24 protein-coding genes and 1 riboswitch are annotated in these 24896 nt (G+C 40.5%); of the genes, 8 read left to right on the top strand and 16 right to left on the bottom strand.

Features of this window, described 5'->3' with window-relative positions; all coding sequences use genetic code 11:
- Window positions 1–203: 203 nt before the first annotated feature.
- Window positions 204–1097, bottom strand: a complete 894-nt coding sequence (locus tag B5354_RS01820; protein WP_079525391.1) for a formate/nitrite transporter family protein — start codon at window positions 1095–1097, stop codon at window positions 204–206.
- 133 nt (window positions 1098–1230) lie between these two features.
- Between B5354_RS01820 and B5354_RS20375 the strand changes: the two genes are divergently transcribed.
- On the top strand, window positions 1231–1407 hold the full coding sequence (locus B5354_RS20375; protein ID WP_176142381.1) for a hypothetical protein: 177 nt from the start codon (window positions 1231–1233) through the stop codon (window positions 1405–1407).
- A gap of 37 nt (window positions 1408–1444) precedes the next feature.
- On the opposite strand, the gene B5354_RS01815 is transcribed toward B5354_RS20375, so the two are convergent.
- From B5354_RS01815 to B5354_RS01790, 6 genes are all read right to left on the bottom strand, one after another.
- Window positions 1445–2035, bottom strand: a complete 591-nt coding sequence (locus B5354_RS01815; protein ID WP_079525389.1) for an NADPH-dependent FMN reductase — start codon at window positions 2033–2035, stop codon at window positions 1445–1447.
- Window positions 2032–3120, bottom strand: a complete 1089-nt coding sequence (gene sfnG / locus B5354_RS01810) for a dimethylsulfone monooxygenase SfnG (RefSeq protein ID WP_079525387.1) — start codon at window positions 3118–3120, stop codon at window positions 2032–2034. The genes B5354_RS01815 and sfnG overlap by 4 nt, the downstream gene beginning before the upstream one ends.
- 235 nt (window positions 3121–3355) lie before the next feature.
- A riboswitch (SAM riboswitch) is annotated at window positions 3356–3452 on the bottom strand.
- 161 nt (window positions 3453–3613) lie between these two features.
- On the bottom strand, window positions 3614–4063 hold the full coding sequence (locus B5354_RS01805) for a DUF4064 domain-containing protein (protein ID WP_079525386.1): 450 nt from the start codon (window positions 4061–4063) through the stop codon (window positions 3614–3616).
- Window positions 4064–4085: 22 nt separating this feature from the next.
- On the bottom strand, window positions 4086–5042 hold the full coding sequence (locus B5354_RS01800; protein ID WP_079525384.1) for an ABC transporter permease: 957 nt from the start codon (window positions 5040–5042) through the stop codon (window positions 4086–4088).
- The gene (locus B5354_RS01795) at window positions 5035–5955 is read right to left on the bottom strand and encodes an ABC transporter ATP-binding protein (RefSeq protein ID WP_079525382.1); all 921 of its coding nucleotides are present in this window, start codon (window positions 5953–5955) and stop codon (window positions 5035–5037) included. Before B5354_RS01795 ends, B5354_RS01800 begins: the two co-directional genes overlap by 8 nt.
- Window positions 5956–6062: 107 nt before the next feature.
- Window positions 6063–9488 (bottom strand): hypothetical protein, encoded by a 3426-nt coding sequence (locus B5354_RS01790; RefSeq protein WP_079525380.1) that lies wholly within the window; start codon window positions 9486–9488, stop codon window positions 6063–6065.
- 168 nt (window positions 9489–9656) lie between these two features.
- Between B5354_RS01790 and B5354_RS01785 the strand changes: the two genes are divergently transcribed.
- Window positions 9657–10793, top strand: coding sequence for a conserved virulence factor C family protein (locus B5354_RS01785; RefSeq protein WP_079525378.1), 1137 nt, complete (start codon window positions 9657–9659; stop codon window positions 10791–10793).
- 14 nt (window positions 10794–10807) lie between these two features.
- Window positions 10808–11236, top strand: a complete 429-nt coding sequence (locus tag B5354_RS01780) for a BrxA/BrxB family bacilliredoxin (protein ID WP_079525376.1) — start codon at window positions 10808–10810, stop codon at window positions 11234–11236.
- Window positions 11237–11555: 319 nt separating this feature from the next.
- Here B5354_RS01780 and B5354_RS01775 read toward each other — a convergent pair whose 3' ends face one another.
- Genes B5354_RS01775 through B5354_RS01765 form a run of 3 tightly spaced genes read right to left on the bottom strand, consistent with a single transcriptional unit; the run spans window position 11556 to window position 15271 of the window.
- Window positions 11556–12641 (bottom strand): Ger(x)C family spore germination protein, encoded by a 1086-nt coding sequence (locus tag B5354_RS01775; RefSeq protein WP_079525374.1) that lies wholly within the window; start codon window positions 12639–12641, stop codon window positions 11556–11558.
- Window positions 12631–13749, bottom strand: a complete 1119-nt coding sequence (locus tag B5354_RS01770) for a GerAB/ArcD/ProY family transporter (protein WP_079525372.1) — start codon at window positions 13747–13749, stop codon at window positions 12631–12633. Before B5354_RS01770 ends, B5354_RS01775 begins: the two co-directional genes overlap by 11 nt.
- Window positions 13742–15271, bottom strand: a complete 1530-nt coding sequence (locus B5354_RS01765; protein ID WP_079525370.1) for a spore germination protein — start codon at window positions 15269–15271, stop codon at window positions 13742–13744. The genes B5354_RS01770 and B5354_RS01765 overlap by 8 nt, the downstream gene beginning before the upstream one ends.
- A 344-nt stretch (window positions 15272–15615) precedes the next feature.
- Between B5354_RS01765 and B5354_RS21015 the strand changes: the two genes are divergently transcribed.
- The 3 genes from B5354_RS21015 to B5354_RS20370 all read left to right on the top strand — a co-directional run bounded on the left by B5354_RS21015 (window position 15616) and on the right by B5354_RS20370 (window position 16481).
- Window positions 15616–15879 (top strand): DUF3231 family protein, encoded by a 264-nt coding sequence (locus B5354_RS21015; RefSeq protein WP_079525367.1) that lies wholly within the window; start codon window positions 15616–15618, stop codon window positions 15877–15879.
- On the top strand, window positions 15773–16162 hold the full coding sequence (locus B5354_RS20630) for a DUF3231 family protein (RefSeq protein ID WP_425432083.1): 390 nt from the start codon (window positions 15773–15775) through the stop codon (window positions 16160–16162). The genes B5354_RS21015 and B5354_RS20630 overlap by 107 nt, the downstream gene beginning before the upstream one ends.
- A gap of 178 nt (window positions 16163–16340) precedes the next feature.
- Entirely contained in the window at window positions 16341–16481 is a 141-nt protein-coding gene (locus tag B5354_RS20370; RefSeq protein WP_176142380.1) for a hypothetical protein, read from the top strand.
- Window positions 16482–16506: 25 nt separating this feature from the next.
- Here B5354_RS20370 and mscL read toward each other — a convergent pair whose 3' ends face one another.
- Together mscL and B5354_RS01740 are read right to left on the bottom strand one after the other, a co-directional pair.
- The gene (mscL, locus tag B5354_RS01745; protein ID WP_079525363.1) at window positions 16507–16989 is read right to left on the bottom strand and encodes a large conductance mechanosensitive channel protein MscL; all 483 of its coding nucleotides are present in this window, start codon (window positions 16987–16989) and stop codon (window positions 16507–16509) included.
- Window positions 16990–17088: 99 nt separating this feature from the next.
- Window positions 17089–17919, bottom strand: coding sequence for an ABC transporter ATP-binding protein (locus tag B5354_RS01740; protein WP_079525361.1), 831 nt, complete (start codon window positions 17917–17919; stop codon window positions 17089–17091).
- 273 nt (window positions 17920–18192) lie between these two features.
- Between B5354_RS01740 and B5354_RS01735 the strand changes: the two genes are divergently transcribed.
- Window positions 18193–18963: a class I SAM-dependent methyltransferase gene (locus tag B5354_RS01735; protein ID WP_079525359.1), complete on the top strand. Its 771-nt coding sequence runs from the start codon at window positions 18193–18195 to the stop codon at window positions 18961–18963.
- 86 nt (window positions 18964–19049) lie between these two features.
- On the opposite strand, the gene B5354_RS01730 is transcribed toward B5354_RS01735, so the two are convergent.
- Both B5354_RS01730 and B5354_RS01725 read right to left on the bottom strand, forming a co-directional pair.
- The gene (locus B5354_RS01730) at window positions 19050–20312 is read right to left on the bottom strand and encodes an MFS transporter (protein WP_079525357.1); all 1263 of its coding nucleotides are present in this window, start codon (window positions 20310–20312) and stop codon (window positions 19050–19052) included.
- A 74-nt stretch (window positions 20313–20386) separates the two neighbouring features.
- A complete protein-coding gene (locus tag B5354_RS01725) occupies window positions 20387–21001 on the bottom strand; it encodes a winged helix-turn-helix domain-containing protein (protein WP_079525355.1) in 615 nt (204 codons plus the stop codon).
- Window positions 21002–21151: 150 nt separating this feature from the next.
- Between B5354_RS01725 and glsA the strand changes: the two genes are divergently transcribed.
- Complete coding sequence (gene glsA / locus B5354_RS01720) at window positions 21152–22096, top strand: glutaminase A (RefSeq protein WP_079525353.1); 945 nt, start codon at window positions 21152–21154, stop codon at window positions 22094–22096.
- A 32-nt stretch (window positions 22097–22128) separates the two neighbouring features.
- Here glsA and B5354_RS01715 read toward each other — a convergent pair whose 3' ends face one another.
- Window positions 22129–23589 (bottom strand): SLC13 family permease, encoded by a 1461-nt coding sequence (locus B5354_RS01715; RefSeq protein WP_079525351.1) that lies wholly within the window; start codon window positions 23587–23589, stop codon window positions 22129–22131.
- Window positions 23552–24760 (bottom strand): glycerate kinase family protein, encoded by a 1209-nt coding sequence (locus tag B5354_RS01710; RefSeq protein ID WP_079525349.1) that lies wholly within the window; start codon window positions 24758–24760, stop codon window positions 23552–23554. The genes B5354_RS01715 and B5354_RS01710 overlap by 38 nt, the downstream gene beginning before the upstream one ends.
- Window positions 24761–24896: the final 136 nt, after the last annotated feature.

The following is a 24896-nucleotide window of genomic DNA, read 5'->3' as shown; positions in this document are numbered from 1 at the left end:
ACTACTGTAGGAGGACAGGCCTAGGTGAGACCTCCTTGGGCGCCAGCACAAGGAGGCTCAACAGCCGCCCACGGAAAGCAAAGTGTTTTGACGGAGCGAAGCAGAAATCCTTTCTTAGCACACAAATAATCCGAACGAATCGTTCGGATTATTTGATGCTTTATTCAATTTTGTCCTAGCCTCAGTTTATGAAAAACTTTACTTTAATGGTTTTGTTTCTTTTTTTGTTTACCTTGTCCCAAAGAAGTTTGGATATCTTCCTTGTAGGCGTATGAAAATAATAGTGATACCAGTATGGCACCGCCAATTAGGTTGCCAATACTTGCCGGAATAAGATTAAAGAGAATATATTGATACCACGTATATTGATCCGAAGCCAGAACCCCCATACTAAAGTATCCCATATTGGCAGCACTGTGCTGGAAATTACCTGCAACGAATAAGACTACCGGGAGCATAGTTCCTAAAACTTTACCGGTAAAATCCCGGGCTGCAGTTGTCAAAAAAGCTGCCATGCCGATAAGCCAGTTGGCCAATATTCCTGATATAACCACTTCAAACCAACCTTTCACGCCATGGTCTAAAAACTTCATTTTATGATCCAAATACACCGAAAGCTCTGAATAAAATTCTGGTGCGAGCGATCCTGACATTTGAATTAATACCGCAACTGAGAAAGCTCCAATAATGTTGCCAATATAAGTGGCGCCCCAGAAACGATAGATGGTCTTTTTCATAAGATTGGCTTTATTAAACAAATAGGATGGCAGGAGAACGTTAATTTCCGTGAACAGTACGGCTCCTGAAATGAAAACCATCGCATAACCTGCTGCGAATCCTAAACCGGACAGTAAGTGATAGATCCCTTTCGTTTCCACACCTACTGCTAATAGGATGGAAAAAACAGCTCCGAATGTCATAAACGAACCCGCCGTCATAGCCAGTAAAAATTGACCGCTAAATGGTTTATTTAAATGATCCCTTCCCTTTTCTCCAAACTCTTCGATGATTTGGGATGGAATATAGAATTGACGGCTTGGGCGATCTACAGGCCCGCTAGATGTAATATCCTGTTCATTTTTATCTTCATTAGCCATAGGTCTCACCCTCCAATTCTTCTGCTATACCCGATTTCCCGAAACGGATAACCTATTTTCTCTTCTTGGGTATATTTTTGGGACTAGAAGCGCACATTACTAATCACAATACCCTTATCAAGGAGGAGATCCTGTGCCTAGTAGAGATCAGGCTTGTCTAGCGTGTGACGGTCGAGGACTGCTTATGGACGATGAAGAATGGCATTATACTTGTAAAATTTGTAATGGTGATGGATTCATGCCTCAGGGTACAAATGTAGCTAATCGACAGCCAGCCGATGTAGATGACACAAACCGTATCTTAGATTAGAAAAAAGAAGTGCTGGCATGAGTCCAGCACTTCTTTTTTAAGTTTGGTGCAGTCTTCGCCTTGGAATTGAAGGCTGTTGAATCTCAAAGTCTTTATTTTGAAGGTTACCCGTTAATTGAACAGTTGCTTTACCTAATTGATATAAACGGCTTTTGACATCTTCATCCACCAGTTCCCCTTCACTAAAATGACCATTATGAACATACACTCCGCCTGGTATAACATGGGCTCGGAAATAATTAGCAAGCGGATTCAACTGGTGGTCAATCACTAAATAATGGTGATAGCTGCCTCCAGACGCAATAAAACCAATTGCCTTTCCTCTTAACGAGTCGTTTGGTATTATGTCAAAGACGTTCTTCAAAGCCCCTGTCAATGAAGCTCGATAGACAGGTGTTCCAATGATCAGTGCATCAGCTTCAACAATTAAGTCTATGAGTGCTTTTGTATCTCCTTCGTATAATGAGGGATCACGTCCATCACATAGCACCGTATCGTATTCACCGAGATGCACAATCTCTGTTTCAGCACCAGGAAGAGCTTCTTTAGCCGCTTCAATAGCTTGTTTAACGGAAATCCACGTCTTCGAGCTCAACGTCACACTTCCTGACAAGCCTAAAACCTTCATGCCAAAACTCCTTCAGCTTTAAGCTTTGCTTCCTTCTCTTTTACAAGCGGAATCACTTCTTTTCCGAAGCGCTCAAGATCTTGTTCATAATGAAAGTGTGCGGTAAGAATCAGATCGACTCCGATTTTCTTCAACTCGATGATTTGATTCGCTACCTGTTCAGCGGTACCAATCAATCCCGTCTTAAAGCCGTCATTATATTGCACCAGATCTTTATAACTGGAATTAGCCCACATCCCTTGCTTGTCCTGTGTGGATTGCCCCGCTTCTTTTACAGATTGCTTAAACCCCTCAACAGCGTCCTCATCTGCAGCATGAACGATATCGTTTAACTGTTGATAGGCTTCCTCTTCAGAGTCCCTCACAATTGCAAAACCATGTGCAGCGAATTTCACCTCGCGTCCTTCTTGTTGTGCCAGTTCACGCACCTCATCAATTTGCTTTTTGAATCCTTCTAGTGTATTTCCATTCATAAAGTAATAATCTGAAACACGCGCTGCCATCTGTTTAGCTGCTGAAGAATTCCCCCCTTGGAAAATAGGGAGCTCCCCTCCTTGAACAGGTTTTGGTTTGGATGGTGCATCATTTATTTTGTAAAAGTCACCGCTAAACGCAGCTTTTTCTTTAGTCCAGAATTCACGCAGCACACGAATAAATTCTTCTGAACGGCGGTACCGTTCATCATGCTCTAGCCAAGGTTCACCGAATCCAGTGAATTCTTGTTTAAACCAACCGCTCACTACATTAACTGCGGCTCTCCCCTCGCTGATTTGGTCCAGCGTCGACAACATTTTCGCATACACGGCCGGATGCCATAAACCAGGATGAACCGCAGAAATCAGCTGTAAACGGTCTGTAACAGCTGCCAGCGCTGAAGCTAATGTAATTGCCTCAAGCTGGTTTTCAGCTCCATAGCTTGCAAAAAACCTCGTCTGTAATAAAGCTAAATCATAGTTCGAATCCTCAGCAATTTGAGCATATCTTTTATTCGCCTCAAAACTCCAATCCGTTTGCTGGGGCAGCTTTGAAACCACTAGCCCTCCACTTACATTTGGAACCCAATAAGCAAATTTTAAATCTCCCATAATTAAACCGTCTCCTCTCTTAAAGTAGACGGACACAATACGGCCATGATACATTAAGAATAATGGTCGTAAATGTCCGTATTTCCCTTAGGCGGGAAGGACTTAAATGATCAGTCCGGCAAAAGGTGTTGCAGCACCTTTTGCCTTTTTTCATTCAATTAAAAAACCCTTTCCTGCTTCACGAAGCAAGAAAGGGCGTATATAGCAGAGGGCAAACATCCGTACTAACACGACCTTCTTATCTTCGGATGCAATCCACTGAATTTGGCACCATGCAAACGCTGGTTGCCGAGACTTCATAGGGTCAGTCCCTCCGCCTCTCTTGATAAGAAGATATCGTTATTTAATTGAATGATTAGACCCTATCATAATAGCTATACTATCTCCTGTCAATCCGTTTTTTAAATATTTACATAATTAGTGACCACGAGAAATTGCTCTCCTATCAGGAAGTTCGGGTAAAACCCTCTCTCCGCAGTACAGGTCTTATGCATTAGTAATTTACAGAAGAGCTTTCCTCTTCCAATGGCTTCTTTCCTTTTCTTGCTAAAGTAACTATTCCGGCAATTAGGAAAGCAAGTCCTCCGAACAATCCAAATCCGATTGTCCCAACTGTTGTAACGACAGCTGTAATGATCAGGATAATGCCGGCTGGTTTCGGCTTCTTATTTCCTTTAAGGAAAACAATAGCTAGGATTCCCAGGATAATTGCCACTAAAGCAGAAATGATAATCAACCAAGTCACAGAAGCTACACCTTCCATAATTTGATCAACAGAGATTTGAGCTTGTTCGAGGTTGGGATCTGAATCCAACATACTCTGCATTTCTGCTCTCCATCCTTCATTATCCTGTATATTGAGGAAAACAAAGCTCAAAGCAGTAGTAATTCCATAAATAAGCAATCCGATTACTACAAACACGGTTTCTACAATTCTTTTCATATGACTTACACTCCTTTATTGACTAAGCATTCGTGATGTCCCGCTTGGAGAAGAAAAACCAGGATAAACCAAGGAACAAGACTAAGTAAACCATAAGCACTGATACAGAAAAAGACAAGGTTAAGTCTGAAATAATTGGTGTTCCTGTAAAAAATTGATTCAAATTTGTATTAGCAAACAAAATAAATTTGGCCCACTCTTTATCGCTAAAGAAACCGACAATTGAATTTCCTGCCATCATCAGAAAAATGGCGACCCCTATCGCAAGTGAACTATTTCTGAATATAGCAGAAATCATAAATGCAAAAGTTGCCATCATAACTAAATTCACAGAGCTTAGCAGGTATTGCGCCAACGTAAATTGGAAGATCGGGGCTTGTTGAATGTCTTCCCCTTTCCAGTATAAATAAGGTTCCATAAAGTTTTCAAAGCCAAATAAAACAGAACCTGTCAGGAACGATAGTACGTATAAAAATAATAACATGGTCATGGCAAATACTAGCACAGAAACATATTTAGAGGCTAATATTTTCGTACGGGAGATGGGCCTGATAAGCAGTAATTTAATGGAACCCCATTTAAATTCATTCGCAATCATACCCGCTGCCACAATAATCGTCAGAAGACTGATAATGGAAATATTCGTCCTATTATCCTGAACAAAATTCCAAACATCATATCCGCCCGGCTCCACACTATTTTCGATCCGATATTCATTCATTGCGATTTGCTTTTCATTCATGGATGCGACAAATTCCTGTTCCTTAGCTTGTTGACGAAGCTGTTCATTCTCAGCTTGCAATTCCTGTTTCCAATTTCCATCTGTGGTTTGCCCATCATCCATAATAGTTTGATCTACCTTCATAAAAACACCAAACCCAATAATAAAGACCGCTAATACGATATACATAACCCATGTAGCTATCTGGGAATATGTTTTCATTTGCTCATTCTTAACTAACTGGATAAAATTACTCAATGGTTCCCTCTCCGATCAAATCTAGAAATTTATCTTCCAAGGTAGAACGGTTCACGTTCACGCTGTAGATATTAATATTTTGTTCGACAAGTTTCTGGATAACATTCGGAATCTCCGTTCTCTCGATTGAAAACAGTAACTCACTTCCGCCTTGACTTACAGTTCCCTCTAACAGTTGCTGCAGCACCTGAAAGGCTTGATCCATAGGCTCTGCCTCAAGCGCTACTTCTTTTTGATCTGATTGCTGCAAAGCGTCCTGTACAGACTGAATCGAAACAAGCTCCCCGTTTTTAATAATACCTATGCGGTCACACATCATTTCCATTTCAGATAAAATGTGACTGGAGACAATAACAGCCACACCTTCTTCAGCCGCCAGTCTTCTTATGTAGGAACGAATTTCACGAATTCCTGAAGGGTCCAATCCGTTAGTGGGTTCATCAAGAATAAGAATGGAAGGATTGTGTAAAAGAGCCTGGGCAATCCCAAGTCGCTGTCTCATCCCTAAAGAATATTTGGATACTTTATCTTTAATTCTTTTTTCAAGCCCAACGAGACGTACAACCTCCTGTATTCTGTCTTTGCTAATACCCGGGATCATCCTTGAGTAATGAACGAGGTTCTTCCACCCTGTCATAAATGGGTACATTTCCGGGTTTTCTACAATTCCCCCCACATGACGAACTGCATTTTTAAAATCGGTTTTCACACTGTGACCTTTAATCATGACATCTCCATCTGTCATGCTCATAAGCCCAACCATCATTCGGATAGTAGTCGTTTTCCCTGCCCCATTCGGTCCAAGGAAACCAAATACCTCACCACTATAAATCTCAAAGTCCAACCCTTTAATAATCGGTTTATTGCTTATCGTTTTTTTAAGATTTTTTAACTTCATTACGGGTTCCGACATTACCAAAAACCCCTCCCTTTCTTTCCATGTCCACCTATTCTACGAACAAGGCTTAATTATGTTTCACAGATCTTCTAATTTCATGAAATATATTGTCGAAGCTGCTTCTAATTCCATTTTTTAAAAGCGGCAAGAACTCGTTTAACCTTTTCTTCCAGAGGTTTATGGTCTTTCTGTTTTTGCCATTCATTGTAACTGGCAATCCCTATCAACAGGAAACCGGCGAGAAGCAGGTAAACCCACCAAGGTAAGTTCCCCCAATATGGACGGGTTTGGTAGATCACGTTAAAAATCAATACTCCTGAGCCCACGAAAAAGTAGGATTTAATTCTGAGCTGCATTCCAATCACCAAAGAAATCAGGGAGAGACTGCCAATAATCCATGCATCCCAGATGGTATGACTCCATATAGCATCTACTACTAAAAACGCAGAGATGGCCAACAATAATCCAAGCTGTACATGATTCATCACCTTCTTATATTCGGGCCAAGTATGCCGACTCAGGAAAACCAATACCCCGATAAGCGGCAGAACTTGCAGCTCGGCGTCTATTAAATCAGTCCATAAGTGACCGTATTCCTCCATAATAAGCAAGTAAGCAGGATAGATACTCAATACACCTAACGTTTCAAAAAAAGGCGATACCCGTCGAGACTCCCAACTGGACCGGTTCAAAATCAGCCAAATACTCAGCAGGAAGCACGGCAGAACTTGAAGCCAAATCGTCAAACCCCTCTCCAAGAACATAGCATAATAGGGAATATAGAGGAGAGCTACCCATGAAAAGCTATCTACCACCAATCTTTTTTCCTTTTTTACAATTAAGTAACTATGCAAGAACCTTCCTAATCCAGTAAGCAAAGCGAAACTGATAACTAAAAGAAGGAGCAAGATAGGAGTTTCTATTCCATCACGGTATTCTCCCCACATGGACATGGTCCCTGCGAGAGGTAAAATCGTAATAACTGACCACTTTCGAACCCTTGTAAAAAAGCAGATTAACACTACGTAGGCAAGAATCGGTACTATTTCTATGATATGAAGTTGAGCGGTCTGATAAATTAAGGTAAACAATCCCAAGATGGAAAAAGGGATAACATACCATTCTATTCGTCTTTTCCATACCTCAGATGTACCATACCAAACCAGGGAGAGGATAACGCTCGTAATCAAGAAAGTATATTCCATCGACATGAATTCAAATAAAGCATAATAGAGACCTGTATTAGTAATCAGAAAGAACAAGACTGTGAAGCTGGCATAAAGGAACAATTTCACTTGCCATTCCTGCTTATTAATCAAACAGCTATAGAGATAAACTGCTATTGGTATAATTAGAATAAAGGGTGTTAACCTCATAGAAATGGTCTGTTCCAGCAAAATAATACCAATTAGAACCACCATAGCACCGTGAGCGACCCAGAAGAAATACGAGTTCACTTCAGACCATTTTTTAGCACCAAAATACCCGATCCCAATAAGCAGCACAGGAGCACCAATTAGAAACATTAATAGGTCAGGCAGCTCTTGTAATGACAACAATGGAATAAGCGATACATAAAACGATAATACCGTTAATGAAACGATAATCCAGAGCTGAGAAACAGCTGATCGTCGAACCAGCCACGTAAATACACTGACCCCTCCCAACAGAATTAACGAACGTAACCAGTCTGACTCTGCGACTGTACCATTAAGTAAGAAGAAGATAGACAAGGCATACGCAGATTGACCAATATAAAACATGGACGTAGACAATTTTTCTTCTTTAATCAATCCCAATCCGACACTTACGGCTAATAATAACAGTCCGCTAAGGGCTAAATGAGCAGCTTCCCCATATCCATCCCTTAGTCCAGTAATGTGATTAGCCAAAACAAAATAAATCATAACAAGAGATAAAAGCCAGCTCACTGGAAATCCCCATTCTGCGAACTCTAACACTTCTTTACCGGCAGATTTCTTAAATGATAAAAAAGCACATACTCCGAATAGAAACAACATAACAGCTGTCGCACCGTATTCATTCGTTTGAGCTCCAAAGCCAATACAAATTACCATGATGACAACAGCTTCATAAAAGCTGCTTTCTTTAATAGGCTGGAACCACTTAAGCTTCGTCCATAAACCAAGGTAAAGCAGCATAGCCCCTGCCACTAGAAACATAAACAGTTCTATACTCAGCCAGCTCAGATTAATAACCACCCATAGCTGCCAGGCAGCCGCAAAGATAAACACTGGTGTGAGATATTCAAAAACTTGTTGTTTCGTTAAATAAGCAAGTATTCCATAATTAATAGCTACAATCAGATAAGCTGACAGAAGCAAAACCGACCCCTCTTCTGCCTGGAGTAAGATTCCTTCATAACTCACATAAATAAAAGCGAAGAATGAGATGACCCCACTCGTGTACAGAAAGGCTTGCTTCATAAACGCATGATGGCGAGCAGCGTAGGCAAATCCAAGGTAGAGCATACCAGCAGAGGTATAAACCACATAATCAGCAGCTTGCAAAGGCGAATGTTCTACCAGTTGATACACTCCGTAGGCAAATAATATTGAAAAAACAAATTGATACTCTTTCGTTTTATATACAAAAACCATAGCCATATAGAGTCCTGCAGTCAGAAAAAGATTAAAGCTGTACATCAATTCATTTTCAAACAGTATAAGCATCAGCAATGTGGACAAAATCATATTAGCCTGAGCATATAATGGCATTTCCTTTGTAAACAACTTCCATATGCTTTTCTTTTTGAAACGATGATAGAGAAATAGTAAAACCGCGTTAAACAGCATTAATAGCAGGTAAAAGGCATCTACCGAGAGATTTAAAGCCCCAAGAGTAAAACCAGCCGTAAGGGATAGGAATATAAACGAGATCCATACGAATAATCGAGATTGATGATTAAAAGCATTTTTAATATAAAGTGGCAGCGGAATTGCCGCTCCCATTATTCCTAAAATATATCGTCCTTGGCCATCGAGAGACAAATAACTACCAAGTAGCTCAAAATAGCCAATTGCAAGGACTACAATGGGCACAAGCAGGCTTCCAAGCGTGAGAAAGGCAAAAGCAGTTTGTTCGATTCGTAAATATTTTCTTGAAATATAACTTAAACCCAAGAAGAACAGAGAAACAAAAGAAATAGAGAACACTTTCATTACTGGTCCCATTTGATCCCACTGACTAGTCGCTACAACTAGTCCGCTAATGAGTAAAAGAACAACACCCAGAATTAAAGACCACGTGATGTTTCTCTCACGCACTTGCTCTTTTGTCTTTTCTTTTTTTGGTTTAGCCGGTTTTACTGGTTTCTCCTTTATTACTATCGGTTTTGAAACTAATTCTTCCGGTACCTTCATCTGTTTATCAACGGTTTCATCTTCTATGTATTGACTCTTCACATATTGTTCGTGCGCTTCAAGTACTCGTCTGTACTCATCCGCATTTATGTACAGCTTCTCCCTCAATTCTCTTAATTCATTACGAAATTCTTCTTCACGCTGCTCACGAGAAAGCTCCCTCATCCGCTCGTCCCCCCCTCGTTCCATTTTATTCCTCTACCCGTGTAATATAACACCCTTGCAAATTGAATATCAACCTATTTTTTCCAATACTTCCACATGCCTATCAATGGAAGTGGCTATACTTCTTTGATAAAATCAATGTAAAGAATGTCTGGAGGGGATTAAACTATGAAGATCGTGTCGATCGAGCCGACACCCAGCCCTAACTCGATGAAGATCAACCTAAATGAGGAACTGCCAAGCGGCGATACCCGTAACTATAAACAAGGAGATAATTTCGATACTGCTCCTGCCTTCATCTCACAGCTCTTTGAGATTGAAGGAGTTAAGGGCTTGTATCACGTGGCCGATTTTATCGCGTTAGAAAGACACCCTAAAGTAAGCTGGGAGACCATTTTGCCAGAAGTTCGGGCCGTTTTCGGCTCAGAGAAAACAGGAGATGATACGAGTCAAAGTGACGAGGAAACTCTTGACGATTCTTTTGGAGAAGTAAAAGTGTTTATTCAAATGTTTCGCGGGATTCCCATGCAAGTAAAGCTGGAAGACGGCGACAAAGAAATACGTGTTGGACTGCCTGAGATGTTTACGGAAGCAGCTATGGAAGCCGCACCAGCATCTCCCAATATGATTATGGAACGGAAGTGGGTGGAACAAAGTCCGCGTTATGGTGATCCAGGCGAAGTTGGCGAGCAGGTTAAAGAAGAACTTACAGCTAGTTACGATGAAGAACGATTGAAGACGTTAGTTACACTAGCTTTCGAAGAAAATCCGAGTAAACCTGAGACCGCCAAAGGTCAGGAAGTATCTCTGGCCGCTCTGAATAACCCTGATTGGAAAGTGCGTTATGCAGCACTTGACCGGATGGATCCGACAATAGAGGATTTAGCTGTTTTAGATAAAGCTCTAAGTGATGAGAAATCCTCCATTCGACGCCTAGCCACAGCGTATTTAGGGATGATTGAGGAACCAGAAGTTCTCCCCTATCTATACAAAGCCTTGAAAGATAAGACCGTGACGGTGAGAAGAACTGCTGGAGACTGCTTATCTGATTTAGGCTTGAAAGAAGCAATTCCTGAAATGATCGACTCATTGGCCGACCGTAACCGCTTAGTAAGATGGCGAGCAGCCATGTTCCTCTATGAGTTGGGCGATGAATCTGCTCTGCCCGCCCTGAAAAAGGCTGCGGAAGATCCTGAATTTGAAGTTCGCATGCAGATCAATATGGCTATTGAACGGATTGAAGGCGGTAAAGAAGCAAAAGGTTCTGTGTGGCATCAAATGACTCAAGCTACAAAACAAAAATAATTGGAGGTTTTTTAATGAATCCGTATGAAGCTTATATGAAGGAAATATCCCAACCTATGAGAGATGAGTTGACCAATGCTGGTTTTTCCGAGTTAACGACACCGGAGTCCGTCGATGAGTTTATCAGTTCAACAGAAGGAACATCCCTCGTCGTTATCAACTCCGTGTGTGGATGTGCAGCCGGGTTAGCGCGCCCTTCCGCAAGAGAGTCGCTGGAAAATGAGAAGAAACCCGAGCACCTGGTAACCGTATTTGCTGGTCAAGACAGGGAAGCAACTAGCCGCATGCGCGATTATTTAGAAGGGTATGAACCCTCCTCACCATCCATGGCCCTTTTAAAGAACGGACAAGTCCTTCACTTCATACCTCGTGAAGAAATTGAAGACCATGATGTAGAGGACATTATTCACAACTTAACTACCGCCTATAACCAATACTGTTAATTAGTTTTCGGAGGCTGTGACATAAGTTAAGCAATGATATCAAATTATGGAATACCCTGCGAGAAAAGCACAAGCCTCAGCTTCCTCGGAAAGCGAAGTGTTTTGCCGGAGCTATGGTAAAAGTCCTTACTTGACACACAAATGATCCGAACTGATTTTTAATAAGTTCGGATCATTTTATGCTTCATTCCATTTTATTTCAGCCTCTTTTCGAATTTTGTTAAACCAAGTCGTTATTTCCCGGGAAATGTTTAAGCTGACTTTTAACACTTCCGAAAGAAATGGACACAATATCTTAGTAAATTGTGTCCACTTTTGCTTAAGATGATATTCCTGTTTCGGTAATTTCTAATTCTACTTTCACGTCAATCGGTACTTCAGGGTATTGATCCTTCCATTTTTTCATATCCACATTTCTTCTGCGGTTCTTTAAGACATTCCCAAAACCAACAGGGTCAATATTTTGTTCCTGAAACTCATGAATTAACGCCTGGCAATTCTTTTCGAAGAATTTGGTGAAGCTCTTCTCCATTTTCTCAACGAGAGGAGGGGTTGAAGCACTGGCCAAATTCGAAATTTCGTTGATAATGCCTCTCACCTTGATTTTAACTATAAATTCAGGGTTCTCTGTGTTTCCTTTAATATGAATATCCACATTTGAATTGATACTTTCCATCATAATTCCTTCCCCCTGGAAGTTCATTTCCTGCATTCCCTCTCTTACATCTTCCTTCATCATTTTAAAGAATAAGCTTTTTGAATAAGGGACCGAATGAACTAAACGACCGTCACTCAAAAATGCAATTCCTTTAATCTTTATATGACTGTTTACTTTCTCTAGAAGAGGAAGAAAGGAGTCAACCCCCTTTCCAAAATAGGATTGCATGAAATTGTGCAAGTTTGTATTTGGGAAGTTGCTATACATATTATGCTCGATCATACCCTTCATATAAGCTGCTGTCGTATTGTTTTGTTTATATTCTGTTTTAATCATTTTTTCCGTATTTCCATCTACAATCGCGAGTAGAATATCTCTGCCAATTCTTGGGTCGCGGCTTAAGGAGTCAATAAACTTGGACATATCGTTCTTAGCAAGTTCCTTATCATATAAAACGATCGTCAACTTCCCGGTCGATATTGGCCTGGAAGATTGTCTTTGGAGCTTAGCATGGACATTTTTAATAGTATTAGCCGTGGTCGTTAGGGAGACTTCGTTAGCAGATGTCTTCTGCTCACTTTTAGTATACTGGGCAACCGCAAAAGTTCCTTTTACTTTATCTTTATTAACAAAATCATACCCGGCTATTTGGACAATTGCTGCATCTTCCACACTGACATTAGGCATACAACTTGTAAGTAACATTAACGATGCGATGATTGTTGGACATAACCACTTATGCTTCATCTCGATTCCTCACTTTAACCATGATTTTCGATAGAACGAATAAAACGGGTATGTACAACAATACGTAAAGCCCGATTTTACTGGTCACACTGTTGAGCTTGTCAATAGCCTGACGATCCGTAAACATACAACATACCACAATAAGAATGATACTAAATAGGGCCAGCACATATTTTTGTTTAATCTTTAGAACACGTTTTGGAATCCGGCTTGCTGCCCATAGTGCCAAAGCTATATTCGGCAAGACAACATAGAACCACATGGCAATACCGATATATTCAAACCGTTCAATAAATGGAAACTCAACAATTTTCCAAAGGGTGATAGTCCCCCAGATGACATATTGCAGCTGACCTTCACTAAAATAAACAAACGATACAATGGCTGTGATTAAGTATATAGAGACTGTAAAAAACACAGCGAAATGGGCCCAACTTTTAGAAGCATGCGGGTTTTTTATGAAGGGATAGAAAACTAATAATAATTCAAACCCGAGAAAGCTAAGCACGCTCTTTTGCGTGCCTCGAAGAATCTCTCCAACACTATGGTCAACGGTTGGATAGAGATTCATCACATCTCCCTCCAAAATGGGAAAGAATTTTAGGAGTAAAATGGGAAGCGCCAAAATAACACTGATCAGACATAAACCGGTAACGACACGGAATCCACTTTTCACAAAGTAATAGACAATTAGAACAAATACAAATGTAAATAGCCAAAGCTGCAACTCAGGGAAAATCCATACTTCAATTACCTCTATATATGATCTGAGTACTGTTAAAGTTAGCAGCAGGAAATAGAGGCTAAACATTAAACTGAAAAAACCGCCAAGGTATTTACCGAATATATTCTTATGAACTGATACGATATCTCCTTTACTATCCTGAAGAATATGGTAAATCATCCATAACAGTACATGAATCCCTAAACCGCCTAGTAGTATCGAAATCCATGCATCAAAACCAGCATATTTGGCGATATATGTTTCAAACCCCAATATCCCCACGCCAACTTGCATCGCATGGATTAAGAAAAAGACATATGTTGGTGTGATCAGGAGGTTTTCAGGGATGGAGAGGCCTTCAATAGAGCTCGAATGTTTATTCATCAATATCCCTCTTTCCCTTAACCAATTCCGGATTAAATCGGGCTGAATGGACCGGTCGCATTTGCATAGGCCGTTTCTTTTGCTGGTTAAATGGCAAACGTATAAATGCATCTCTCAAGTCATGAAACCTAAGCGGATATAAAGGTGCGAAAAAGGGTCTTCCGATCGACTGCAAATTCATAAGGTGCCCTAGAAATATCCCCATACACATCGAAACCCCAATTAATCCCCACATTTGTGCTCCAACGATAAAAGGGAAACGAACAAGACGGACCGTATTACCAATTTGATAGACCGGTGTTGTAAACGACGCGAGCGCTGCTAATGCGACTGTAATTAACAGCACATTACTAGTAAGGCCGGCCTCAACTGCGGCTGTCCCAATAACGATACCGCCAACAATACCAATGGTTTGGCCGATTTTACTTGGGAGACGTGCCCCGGCTTCCCTTAATAATTCTATCGTTAGCTCGAGGATGATTACCTCAAGAATTGGTGGAAAAGGGATATCAGCTCTTGAGGAACTTATCGTCGCTAGAAGCTCCTGAGGAATCATTTCATGGTGATACGTTAAGATGGCTACATATAAAGGTGTACTTAATACGGAGAAAAAAATTGCAAATAGTCGGATCAAACGGAAGGCTGTTGCTAAATGCCATGGTAAAAAGTAATCATCTGAAGATGAGAAGAATTCAGTGATTGTAGTCGGCACGGTTAAAGCATGCGGTGATCCGTCTACTACGATGCCAATCTTTCCTTCTACAAGCGTTCCAACTACACGATCCGGTCGTTCAGTATCTAATGATTGCGGAAAGGGAGAGTTAGAGTTATCCGATATCATTTGGGTAATAAAAGAACTGTCAATAATCTGATCATACTGAATATCGTCTAAACGCTGGAGAACGGTATTAACGTTTTCGTTATTAGCAATCCCATCGACGTACACAACCGCTATCCGTGTTTTAGTTAGGTTCCCAACGGATACTTCCCTCATCGTTAACTCTGGGATGGGCAAACGTTTTCGAATAAGATTCATATTCTGATCCAAATTTTCTACAAACGCTTCCTTTGGCCCCACCACACTGTACTCTACTTCCGGAATACTAATGGATCGCCCCTCATTTTTCGTGGCTGGGATAAGAAGAACTTCTTCATCCTTTTCATTCAATCTAATTATGACGAATCCCTGGGTGATATTTTCTTTAATCTTCTTCAAATCATTTGTGATATAGGCGTTTTCGACAGGCACTTTTTCTTTTATGTCTTCTAACGTGAATAACGTATGTTTTTTTAAGGGGGGTAAAATAGAGTCATTGAGAAATTTAGAGCCACTAAGAGTCTTATAATAGGAAAGAACACATTTAGTCCGTCCAGTATGATGATAAACGACAAAATCCTTAGAATGGTTCGCCAATTCAAATAACCCTTGAAAGGACTGCTCTTGCTGCTTATTTTTGAGCAGCTCTTTTTGAGTATCTCGATTGTCTTTTTTCCCCTTCTTTTTCTTCAACCAGTTAAACATTAGAAATCTCCTTCTTCTACACCATGCTGTCTTTTACTTATGTTGCACGTATGAATGGTACATAATTAGCTATATTTATCTTTCACCCCATAGTAATAATTTATACCAGTAAGGAAAGGATAATAGGAGAAAATGATAAGGAGGGAACCAATGTTTCAAGTCCTGATATATACCAGCCCATTATTAATACTCACAGCGTTCTTCGTTTGTGTATTTTTTCTATTGGAAGGGTTTGCGAAATTTTTTATATTTATTTATATTTTTTGGCTTATGATTATACCTTTCATTCTGCTGTTCAGGGAGGAAGTTAAAATTAAGAAACGATCGGAAACTGAAGAAGAAATATGGTAGCCTGCTCAGGGCTAGAGAATGAGACAAAATATGTAGAATCCCATAAATATTTTAGCCCTTTCCACAAGCGTTCCCTAAATACCGTTGAAATCACTCACTTGTTTGAAAATACAAAAACGAACTTGATCGGTGAAGTATTATGCAAGGCATTTGCACAAACAACGACATCGAAAGAGATACAACCTTATATGGAAAAAGGAAAGCAAATCTCAAAAAGACATAGAAAAACCTTTTGCCAATACCTTAGAAGAATCTGATAGTAACCCTGCTCTTCCATCAAGCTGTATGATTACAAAATCAACTACCCCTGTGTTTACCAACCGATTAATCGTTTTCTTAATGACGATGCTGAGCTCAGCGGGACAAGCTAATTATTCGTCCGCATCAACTGCAAGCATGCGATATGATCTGATGTTTACCTACCAAAGGTTGTCTGTGGAAATTGGTCTTTATGCCAAGGACGGAGTAGATTTAATGATAAAAAACGGTTGGCTCGAGGAACTATTCCAAGTACCTGAACCATCCAACCAAAAAAAGTAGAAATTACCAAAAACCCCCACCTCAGGTCATCCAATTATTGGATGACCTGAGGTGGGGGTTTTTTCCATACTTTAAACTTTATATAAACAATTAATAAGGATGCACTATTTATGCACATTTTATGTTAAAGTAAGCACGAAGCACTATTAAACATTAACACCTGAGAGGTGACCCAATTGTGAATCAGGAAGCTTTTTATCAATCTCTGATTGAAGAATTCGAGTCTAAACTTGAGAGATCACTGAAAAAGGAAGAATTACAATTTATTAATTGGATAGCCGAAGAACACTCAAAGAAGTGTGAAGACCATACTAACTAGAAGGCTGAGGCCTCATGAACGTTAATTATCTAACAAACCAACGCGGACTTTGCTCTGATTCTTCATTAGATAATGTACTAGCACAATTTGGACAAACAATAGCAGGCTGAGGAATTGGCAAACAGCAATAAGGGCATTCCTTTTTCATCAAAGAATCCATTGGACTCTTATGTGGTTTTCTCCAACGATTGATTTGCCTTACTACGAGAAAAACGGTAAATAATACGAGAAGAAAGCGAATGGAAGCTGTAATAAATATTCCATAATTTATGGTAGCTGCACCAGCAACTTTCGCTTCAGCTAACGATGCAAACGTTTCCCCTGTAAGACTAATGTAGAGATTCTCAAAGTTCATTTTCGTTAGAATCACCCCGATGGGTGGTAATAATATATCCGAAACAAACGAATCGATCAGCCCGCTGAAGGCTGCTCCCAGAACAACTCCAACACCCATATCTACCGCATTTCCTCTGACAGCAAATTCCCTAAATTCCTGCAGCAATCGCATAGTTTTTCCCCCTTGGACTAGTATATGAGGAGAGAAATAAGCTATGAAGTGAATACAGAGAAACCCCTGGGCCTTGTTGTCAGCCCAGGGGTTTCTCATTTACATAAATGCAACGACCTTATCTTCTGTATAGGTACGCGATTGTTCAGTTACTAAATCGTAAGTAAGGCAGACCGGCTTCTTTGTTCTTGGGTCCGTAACGACCTCTGCATCAATTTGAAATACGTTTCGAAGCACGTCTTTCTCGATAACCTCTTCGGGTGTACCTTCTTTGATGATCTCCCCTTTATGAATGGCTACAATATAATCAGCAAATCTGGCGGCCTGATTTAAATCGTGAATGACCATCACAATCGTCCGGCCTTCTTCTTTGTTTAACCGTTCAAGCAACTGGAGGACCTCGAGCTGGTGAGCAAGGTCTAAATAGGTCGTTGGCTCATCCAAGATTAGAATTTCCGTTTCCTGAGCTAAAGCCATAGCTATCCATACACGTTGACGCTGCCCTCCGGATAAGGAGTCGATGGGACGGTTTTCAAATTCGGAAACTCCTGTAATTTGAATCGCCCACTGTATGATTTCAAAATCATGTTTGGTTAGTTTGCCAAAACCATTTTGATGGGGAAAGCGTCCATAAGAAACTAGTTCCGCAACCGTCAGCCCATTAGGAGCTTCAGGTGACTGAGGTAATACCCCCATCTTCTTTGCTATTTGCTTCGATGACTCTTTCTTAATAGCCTTGCCATCCAGATATACAAAGCCACTGTTAACAGATTGGATCCTTGCAAGTGACTTCAAGATGGTGGATTTACCACATCCATTTGGTCCTATAATAGATGTAATTTTATTTTCAGGAATATCCAATGTTAAATCTTCCACCACTCGATGGTCACCATAAGCAATATCTACATGTTTAGTTGTTAGCTTTGCCATGCAAAAATCCTCCCTATATATGTAAACATGAGAATTATTTTTATCACGATAATGAAAATCATTATCATTGAAAAGTATAAAGTATTTTTCCGACAAGTGCAAGACGTATTGATAGTATCCAACTTCCAATTTCCAGACCAGGTCATCCATTCATTTCCATTTCATTAACAATAAGCTTTGTTTATCATTCTATATTTAATTTGTGTATTATCCTTATTCTATTCAATTGCTTACAATAGAAGTAACACATTTCTCGAAAGCGGGTGGCGAATTTTGAAAGATGAGACTAAACGACGTGTGAAGGAGACCTTTTCTAAAAATAATGAAGCTTACGTGCAGAGCCAGGTTCATAACAACCAGACAGATTTGAATTTAATTACAGAGTGGCTTAAGCCGGATCCTGCATGGTCTGCCTTAGACATTGCAACAGGCGGGGGACATGTCGCCCGGCAATTAAGCCCTGATGTGAAGACTGTGTTTGCAACTGATTTAACCGAACAAATGCTTGAGAATACAGCTTCTCACTTGTCATTATTTGATAACATCCACTATGTAATTGCCGACGCAGAGGAACTGCCTTTTCTCAAATCAAGCTTCGATATCGTAACATGCAGGATTGCCCCACACCATTTTCCTCACCCTGAACGATTTATTTCAGAAGTTCAGCGTGTAGTAAAAAAAGGCGGATATTTTCTTATGATCGATAATATAGCCCCGGAAGACGATGAACTGGATCACTTCTACAATTCACTCGAAAAAATGAGAGATCACAGTCATGTTAAAGCATTGAAGATTTCTCAATGGGAAAAATTATTTAGAGAAAATGGATTTCAGCTTGAACATCAATTACAACGCAAAAAAAAGCTGCCATTTACCGATTGGTTGAATCGGACACTTGAAGATGAAACTGATAAAGACCAAGTAACGAACTATTTACAGAACGCAGATGCTGCTGTAAAAACGTACTTTGCTGTTCAGCAAAAGGCTGGAGAAATCACTGAATTCTCAATAGACGAATGGATGGTCAAAGCAAGGAAACTTTAAGCTTCACTTTAATGCAAATAATTGGAAGACCAGGTCATACAATTATTGGTATGTAACCCAATGTAAGGATGACCTGGTCTACCATTTTAATTCTCTTTCCGAAGGACTGGAAAACAGGCAAACAGCACAACCACACTAATCATTAATGGAAAGGCGCTCCAAAAGAGAATCACTTGAATAGAAATTTCCAGTCTAAGTAAGAAAGATACCGCTGCATAAGATAGCGGCATTAATCCAAAGGAGGCCATTCGGATCAGGCTCATCACTCGGCCTATTTTGTCTGGATCAGTGTATTCTTGAATCATGGAGATTAGCGGTATATTGATTGCAGGATTCAGCAGTCCAACGAAGATAATAACCCCTACCGCCAGCCAAACCATGTTGACCTGGCTGAATAATATCATGATAATTCCCTGAGCCGCCATCAAAAATAGAGCATAGGAGCCTCGTTTTCTACGGAGATTAATGATCCCCATGATGACCGAACCAAGAATCATCCCAAATGTTAAACCACCTTGCACGTAACTGTAATCAAGAGCATTGCCATCAAGGACGCCTTCAACGAAAATGGGCAGACCCATGAACAACGGACCTGACATAAAGAAGTTTACAATAATCGCTGCAATAAACAACGCTCTAAGCAGTGTTGAACTCCATAAATACGTAATTCCCTCATTTAATTGAACCCAAAATCCGGGACGCTTATTGGATTGCTCTGTAATCCCTTTTTTTGCTTTATCAGTGTTGACGAATACTACACACAATGATCCCAACACCAATAAACTACCGATAAGTAAGAATAATGTTCCGTACCCAGCTATACCTAGAATGACACCGGCAAGTAATGGTCCGGCAAAAAGAGCTGTCTGCATGGTCCCTTGAAGAACCGAATTTGCCCGTGTGAGCATTTGCGGTTCAACCACAGTTGGTAAAATCGAGTCCCGCGCAGGTTCAAAGAGCCCTCCCAGTATTCCAAACCCTATTGCGTTAACGCCCAACACCCAAATGGGGAGCGGATGGGCAAATACAAACAAGATAGCCAGCACACAAGCAAGGGAAGCTCTAGATAAATCTGACCAAAACATAATTCTTGCCTGGTCCTTTCGATCGGAAAGCACACCCCCCACCATCATAAAAATGATTCTCGGAACAGACAGAGAAATAAGTACTATGCCTAAAGCAGTCTCGAGCCCTAATCCTTGCACCACATACCACGATTGCACAAACATAAATATAGACATGCTTAAACTAGAAAATAAAGAAGCCACCCATAACATAACAAATGATTTAGTCTTAAATAACGAACGTCTCGAGCACTCCAATTCCTTCGCTGCTTGCAATCCCTCCATCGTAACCACCTCTCAGATAAAAAAAGTAATTCAGTAAAAATAATTTTACTGTGCTGAAAAAAGAAAAGCCTGAGTCAGCTTTCTTCTTCAGACTTTTTTTCAAATAATGGTTCATCAACTTGAATCCCTAATGAATGAAAATAATACGTTTTAGCATCTGGCGATGGAGTCTGCTTCTGTATATCATTTAACTCCTCCATCAACGCAAAATATTTTTTCTGCCAGGCTTTGAAATCAGCTTCTGTCGCCTTGAATTCGAATGATGCCGATAAATATTTCCAATCCGTTGGGTCTTGAGAACCGGTTCCCTCATGTAAGGCTTCTTCCGGTGCACTTAACACCCGTCTTTGCGAGCGATCCAACATATTAATCATCATCTGTCGAATAGATTCACTCATCTCCTCTGTATGAGGCAGCAATGAGCGATCCGCAACAAAACCACGTGATACCGACTGATAAAATTTCTGGACAATTCCGTTCTTTTCTTCCTTTTTTACAATATGGACCAAATCATTTTTCTCAAGTTCTTTTAAATGATAATGAATTCGAGCCCTTGATAAGTCAAAAACCTCTGATAATTGCTGTCCTGTCATGGGTTTTTCCATTAGGCGAAGCAACAATTGAGAACGAAAAGGATCACTTAATGTTTTGAGCTGATCATGGGTGGTTAGCAGTTGTATGTCTTTCATCGGTTAACTCCTTTTTTACGGTAAAAATTATTTAACTAAATGATATATGAAATCCATGAATTGTCAAATCAAATTAGGAGAACTTTAAAAGTAATTAGTTTTACCATAATAGGGTACATATCTCTACCACCTAAACTAAGGAGTTATCTTATGAAACAACTATCAAACGACTATTTGAACAAAGTAATTGAAGACAGCAGACCTTATGCCGTTAATGGACATGTAAATACGGCACTTCCTAATTTTGACGAGACATTAAGAGATAAATTGGGGATATCTATCATTACACCACCCCTGGATCAATTCACAGCCGGTGATTCATCGCATAAAGTCCCTATGCAAAGCACATCCAAAATCATCGCGCTCATGCTTGCCTTACAGGACTTTGGCAAGGAACGAGTCTTTCAAGCGGTTGGTATGGAGCCTACTGGGGAGATGTTTAATTCCATTAGTGCCCTTGAATCTCATGACGAAGTTAAACCTTTTAATCCTATGGTGAATGCTGGAGCAATTGCTGTTTGCTCCTTAATAAAAGGCGGCAATAACGATAACCGCTTTGAACGTTATTTACACTTTTTAAGAAACCTAACGAATAATCCAAACCTCGAAATGGATGAAAAAGTATATCAGGCCGAGATCGCAAACGGAGCACGGAACCGCTCTTTAGCCTATTTCATGCAAAGCACTGGAGCCCTCATTACAGATGTAGAAGAAGCCCTTGACCTCTATTTCCGCATCAATGCTGTGATGATGTGCTGCGATGACTTTGCGAAAGTCGGCCTTTTTTTGGCTCGCGGTGGAAAAGCACCCGGCAGCCACGAAAAGCTAATCCCTCCCCACCACTTGCGAACCGTGAAAGCTATTATGATGACTTCAGGAATGTATAACTCCTCCGGGCAATTCGCTGTTGAAGCTGGGTTCCCGTGTAAGAGCGGTGTCTCTGGCAGTATTATTGGAGCTGTACCAGGCCGTATGGGTATAGGCGTTGTTGGACCCGCGATTGACAAAAAAGGAAACAGTACAGCTGGGGGTGCTCTTATTAAGAAATTATCTAAGGACCTGCAGTTAAATATGTTCCGAACTGAGTACGAATGAGGGGACGATGAGCCTTTGTGAACTTTGAATATTTATAGGTGCATGCCTGTCCATTTCCAATAAGTAAAATAGAATATCATCATAAGCAAGATATAAGGAAGCATGAGTACGAAGCTTAATTTGAATAATTTCTCAGCATCGAACGAAAGTTCATCTTCTTCATAATAAATTAGCAGTGCTTTAGAGCTGACAGGGAACGTTAGGCAATAATTCATACCAACCAGGCTTAAAAAAACTACCGCTGAAGGACTAAACCCCATCGTTTCACTGAAAACAATTAAACTCGGAATAAAAATCACTGCACGTGTAGTGTGAGAGTGAATGTACAAATGACTTGTCACCGTAACAAGTAAAATAACAAAGATAATGACCCATTCCGGTGCATTCTCAAATAAATGCAAGACTGAGATCATTTCTCCTTCCATCCATTCTACTACTCCTGTGTCCACTAGCACATTTCCCATGGCTGTGGCTGCAGCAACAAATACAATTAAGTGCCAAGAAACGGACTTTATACCTTGCCCCCAGCTAATCACACCATAACTGGGAGCCATAAATAATAAGGCTCCCATTATCGTAACAAATCCTATATCATACCCATGAAGCCCTTGTGTCATCCACCCAAGGGTCAGTACTGCAATTAGGGTTAATGCCCTTTTTTCCTTTTCATCCATAGGCTTTTTACTTCTGGTAGTATGATCAACAGAATAACTATGAACCTCTTCCTCTTCAGTACTTTTTGGCCACAATAGCCATTTTGCAATTAAGTAGGTGGACAGAGTCACAATAAGAGTGAAAGGCACTCCCCATACCAACCATTGAACATAAGAAATTGACTGATTCGTTGTGCTTTCAAGCAATGCGACACCAATTAAATGCGAACCGGCCCCTATTAACGTTGCAGAAGTGCTCATTAAAATAACTACAGGTACAATTATCGCCAAGGCTCTTTTCTCCTCGATATGAAACCCCTTGCTTATTTGCCTTACGATGGGCAAGGATAACGCTGCCCTTCCTGAGGTGGATGGAATAAAAAATGCTGAAACGAGTAATATCTGTGCAAGAGCAAAAAGCAAGTTACCCTTTTTATTAGCCTTATTCATAATGAATTGACACAGCCGATCTCCAAGTCCGGAATTTTTAACCGCTTCCCCGATGATAAATGCTCCAATCATCAGCCACACCACTTCCTGAGCCAGTGCCTGATACAACAATTCTTCGTCTGCCGCTCTCATTAAAATTATGCAGACAATGGCTGCCATCGCTACAAACCCTGCAGGGATTTTTGTTGTGATCCAATACACCATGGCAAATAGGAAGGCTATTAAAGAAACCTTACCCTTATAAGTCAGATCATCTATCTCCAGTACCAATATGAAAATGAGGATTTGTAAACTAATTGCAAAGAATGTTTTAGTGGATAATTGAGCCATTAACGAATAGACATTGAGTTCATTACTTTTTTTGTAATACCCGTCCATTCCGCTGAGCATATAATGCACCACCCTTTTTTTCAGCCAATTGATAACCTATGATGACCTGCCTTAATACAGTTTCTGTGCATTCTTCGATCCACTGTGGTGCTTTTTTCATTGCTTTTTTAAGAGAAGTCGGCTTTTGAGTAATACTTAAGTACGCATCAATACCTGCACGATAATTTAATTTTGCCCCTTTTCCTATTGTCCCTGTAATAATGATGACAGGTATATTGTGAACTTTAGCAATGCGAGCAACCTCGGATGGAACTTTCCCGGATATTGTCTGGGAATCCAGGCTGCCCTCCGCTGTAATGACGATATCTGCTTTAGTTATCGCTTGTTCAATATCAATGTAATTTCCGATAAGATCGAACCTTGGATGTAAAACAGCTCCCGCAAAGGCGATTAGACCAGCCCCCAATCCACCTGAGGCGCCGCTTCCTGGCAACGATCGGACATCCTTCGATACCGCCTCCTCAATAAGACATGCATAATGGTCTAGAGCTTCCACTAACAGTTCAACTTGCTCCCCTGTCGCTCCCTTTTGGGGACCAAAAACACGGGCAACACCTTTTTCACCGCATAAGACATTCTGCCAGTTACAAGCAACATCAATCTGGGTTTCACCCAATCGCTTGTCTAAGTTGCCAGGATCAATATAACGAGCCTTGATGAGGTCGCCCCCACCTTTAATTGATAAAGGCAGATGTTCCTGATCGTAAAACCTTGCCCCCAATGCCTGGGCCATTCCGGCACCACCATCAGATATTCCGGAATCTCCACATCCAATCAGAATATGATCTACTCCTAGATCGAGCGCTGAAAGAATCAATTCTCCAACGCCATATGATGTTGTTTGTAATGGGTTTCTTAAAAACTGAGGTACAAGCTTCAATCCGGCTACAGCTGCTATTTCAATAACAGCTGTTTTTCTATTACCTTCAACGAAGACTCCAAGATAACTTATGATCTTTTCTCCTACTGGCCCCGTTACCTCTCTATAAATCAACTCTCCGCCTTTTAAGCCAATGAGGGTTTCCGCAAATCCCTCCCCTCCATCAACCATTGGCACAACCTCAACATCAAAGTCGTCATTAAAGCGACGTGCCCCTTTCTCCATTGCTGCGGCTACATCACATGGATCCAAACACTCTTTGAAACCCGATGGTATCATCACAACTTTCATTTTATATCCCTCCGTGGAAAATATTTCTCATGTTGAATCTAACAATAGAAAATAAATTTATGATGAGGTCTGGATTAAAATAGCATGAGAGAATAATGATAGAATAGAAGGAAAGGAGTGAATGGAGCGAGCAACT

Origin of the sequence: Halobacillus hunanensis (genome assembly GCF_900166655.1) — a bacterium.
In the GTDB taxonomy this organism is placed as follows: domain Bacteria; phylum Bacillota; class Bacilli; order Bacillales; family Halobacillaceae; genus Halobacillus_A; species Halobacillus_A hunanensis.
This window is presented reverse-complemented; position numbering and strand designations above follow the sequence as displayed.

Excerpts from the sequence above, each read along its gene's own strand:
- B5354_RS01820 (WP_079525391.1), bottom strand. The coding sequence starts at position 1,097 with ATGGCTAATGAAGATAAAAATGAACAGGATATTACATCTAGCGGGCCT.
- B5354_RS01815 (WP_079525389.1), bottom strand. The coding sequence starts at position 2,035 with ATGAAGGTTTTAGGCTTGTCAGGAAGTGTGACGTTGAGCTCGAAGACG.
- sfnG (WP_079525387.1), bottom strand. The coding sequence starts at position 3,120 with ATGGGAGATTTAAAATTTGCTTATTGGGTTCCAAATGTAAGTGGAGGG.
- B5354_RS01805 (WP_079525386.1), bottom strand. The coding sequence starts at position 4,063 with ATGAAAAGAATTGTAGAAACCGTGTTTGTAGTAATCGGATTGCTTATT.
- B5354_RS01795 (WP_079525382.1), bottom strand. The coding sequence starts at position 5,955 with ATGTCGGAACCCGTAATGAAGTTAAAAAATCTTAAAAAAACGATAAGC.
- B5354_RS01790 (WP_079525380.1), bottom strand. The coding sequence starts at position 9,488 with ATGAGGGAGCTTTCTCGTGAGCAGCGTGAAGAAGAATTTCGTAATGAA.
- B5354_RS01785 (WP_079525378.1), top strand. The coding sequence starts at position 9,657 with ATGAAGATCGTGTCGATCGAGCCGACACCCAGCCCTAACTCGATGAAG.
- B5354_RS01780 (WP_079525376.1), top strand. The coding sequence starts at position 10,808 with ATGAATCCGTATGAAGCTTATATGAAGGAAATATCCCAACCTATGAGA.
- B5354_RS01775 (WP_079525374.1), bottom strand. The coding sequence starts at position 12,641 with ATGAAGCATAAGTGGTTATGTCCAACAATCATCGCATCGTTAATGTTA.
- B5354_RS01770 (WP_079525372.1), bottom strand. The coding sequence starts at position 13,749 with ATGAATAAACATTCGAGCTCTATTGAAGGCCTCTCCATCCCTGAAAAC.
- B5354_RS01765 (WP_079525370.1), bottom strand. The coding sequence starts at position 15,271 with ATGTTTAACTGGTTGAAGAAAAAGAAGGGGAAAAAAGACAATCGAGAT.
- B5354_RS21015 (WP_079525367.1), top strand. The coding sequence starts at position 15,616 with ATGGTAGCCTGCTCAGGGCTAGAGAATGAGACAAAATATGTAGAATCC.
- mscL (WP_079525363.1), bottom strand. The coding sequence starts at position 16,989 with ATGCGATTGCTGCAGGAATTTAGGGAATTTGCTGTCAGAGGAAATGCG.
- B5354_RS01740 (WP_079525361.1), bottom strand. The coding sequence starts at position 17,919 with ATGGCAAAGCTAACAACTAAACATGTAGATATTGCTTATGGTGACCAT.
- B5354_RS01730 (WP_079525357.1), bottom strand. The coding sequence starts at position 20,312 with ATGGAGGGATTGCAAGCAGCGAAGGAATTGGAGTGCTCGAGACGTTCG.
- B5354_RS01725 (WP_079525355.1), bottom strand. The coding sequence starts at position 21,001 with ATGAAAGACATACAACTGCTAACCACCCATGATCAGCTCAAAACATTA.
- glsA (WP_079525353.1), top strand. The coding sequence starts at position 21,152 with ATGAAACAACTATCAAACGACTATTTGAACAAAGTAATTGAAGACAGC.
- B5354_RS01715 (WP_079525351.1), bottom strand. The coding sequence starts at position 23,589 with ATGCTCAGCGGAATGGACGGGTATTACAAAAAAAGTAATGAACTCAAT.
- B5354_RS01710 (WP_079525349.1), bottom strand. The coding sequence starts at position 24,760 with ATGAAAGTTGTGATGATACCATCGGGTTTCAAAGAGTGTTTGGATCCA.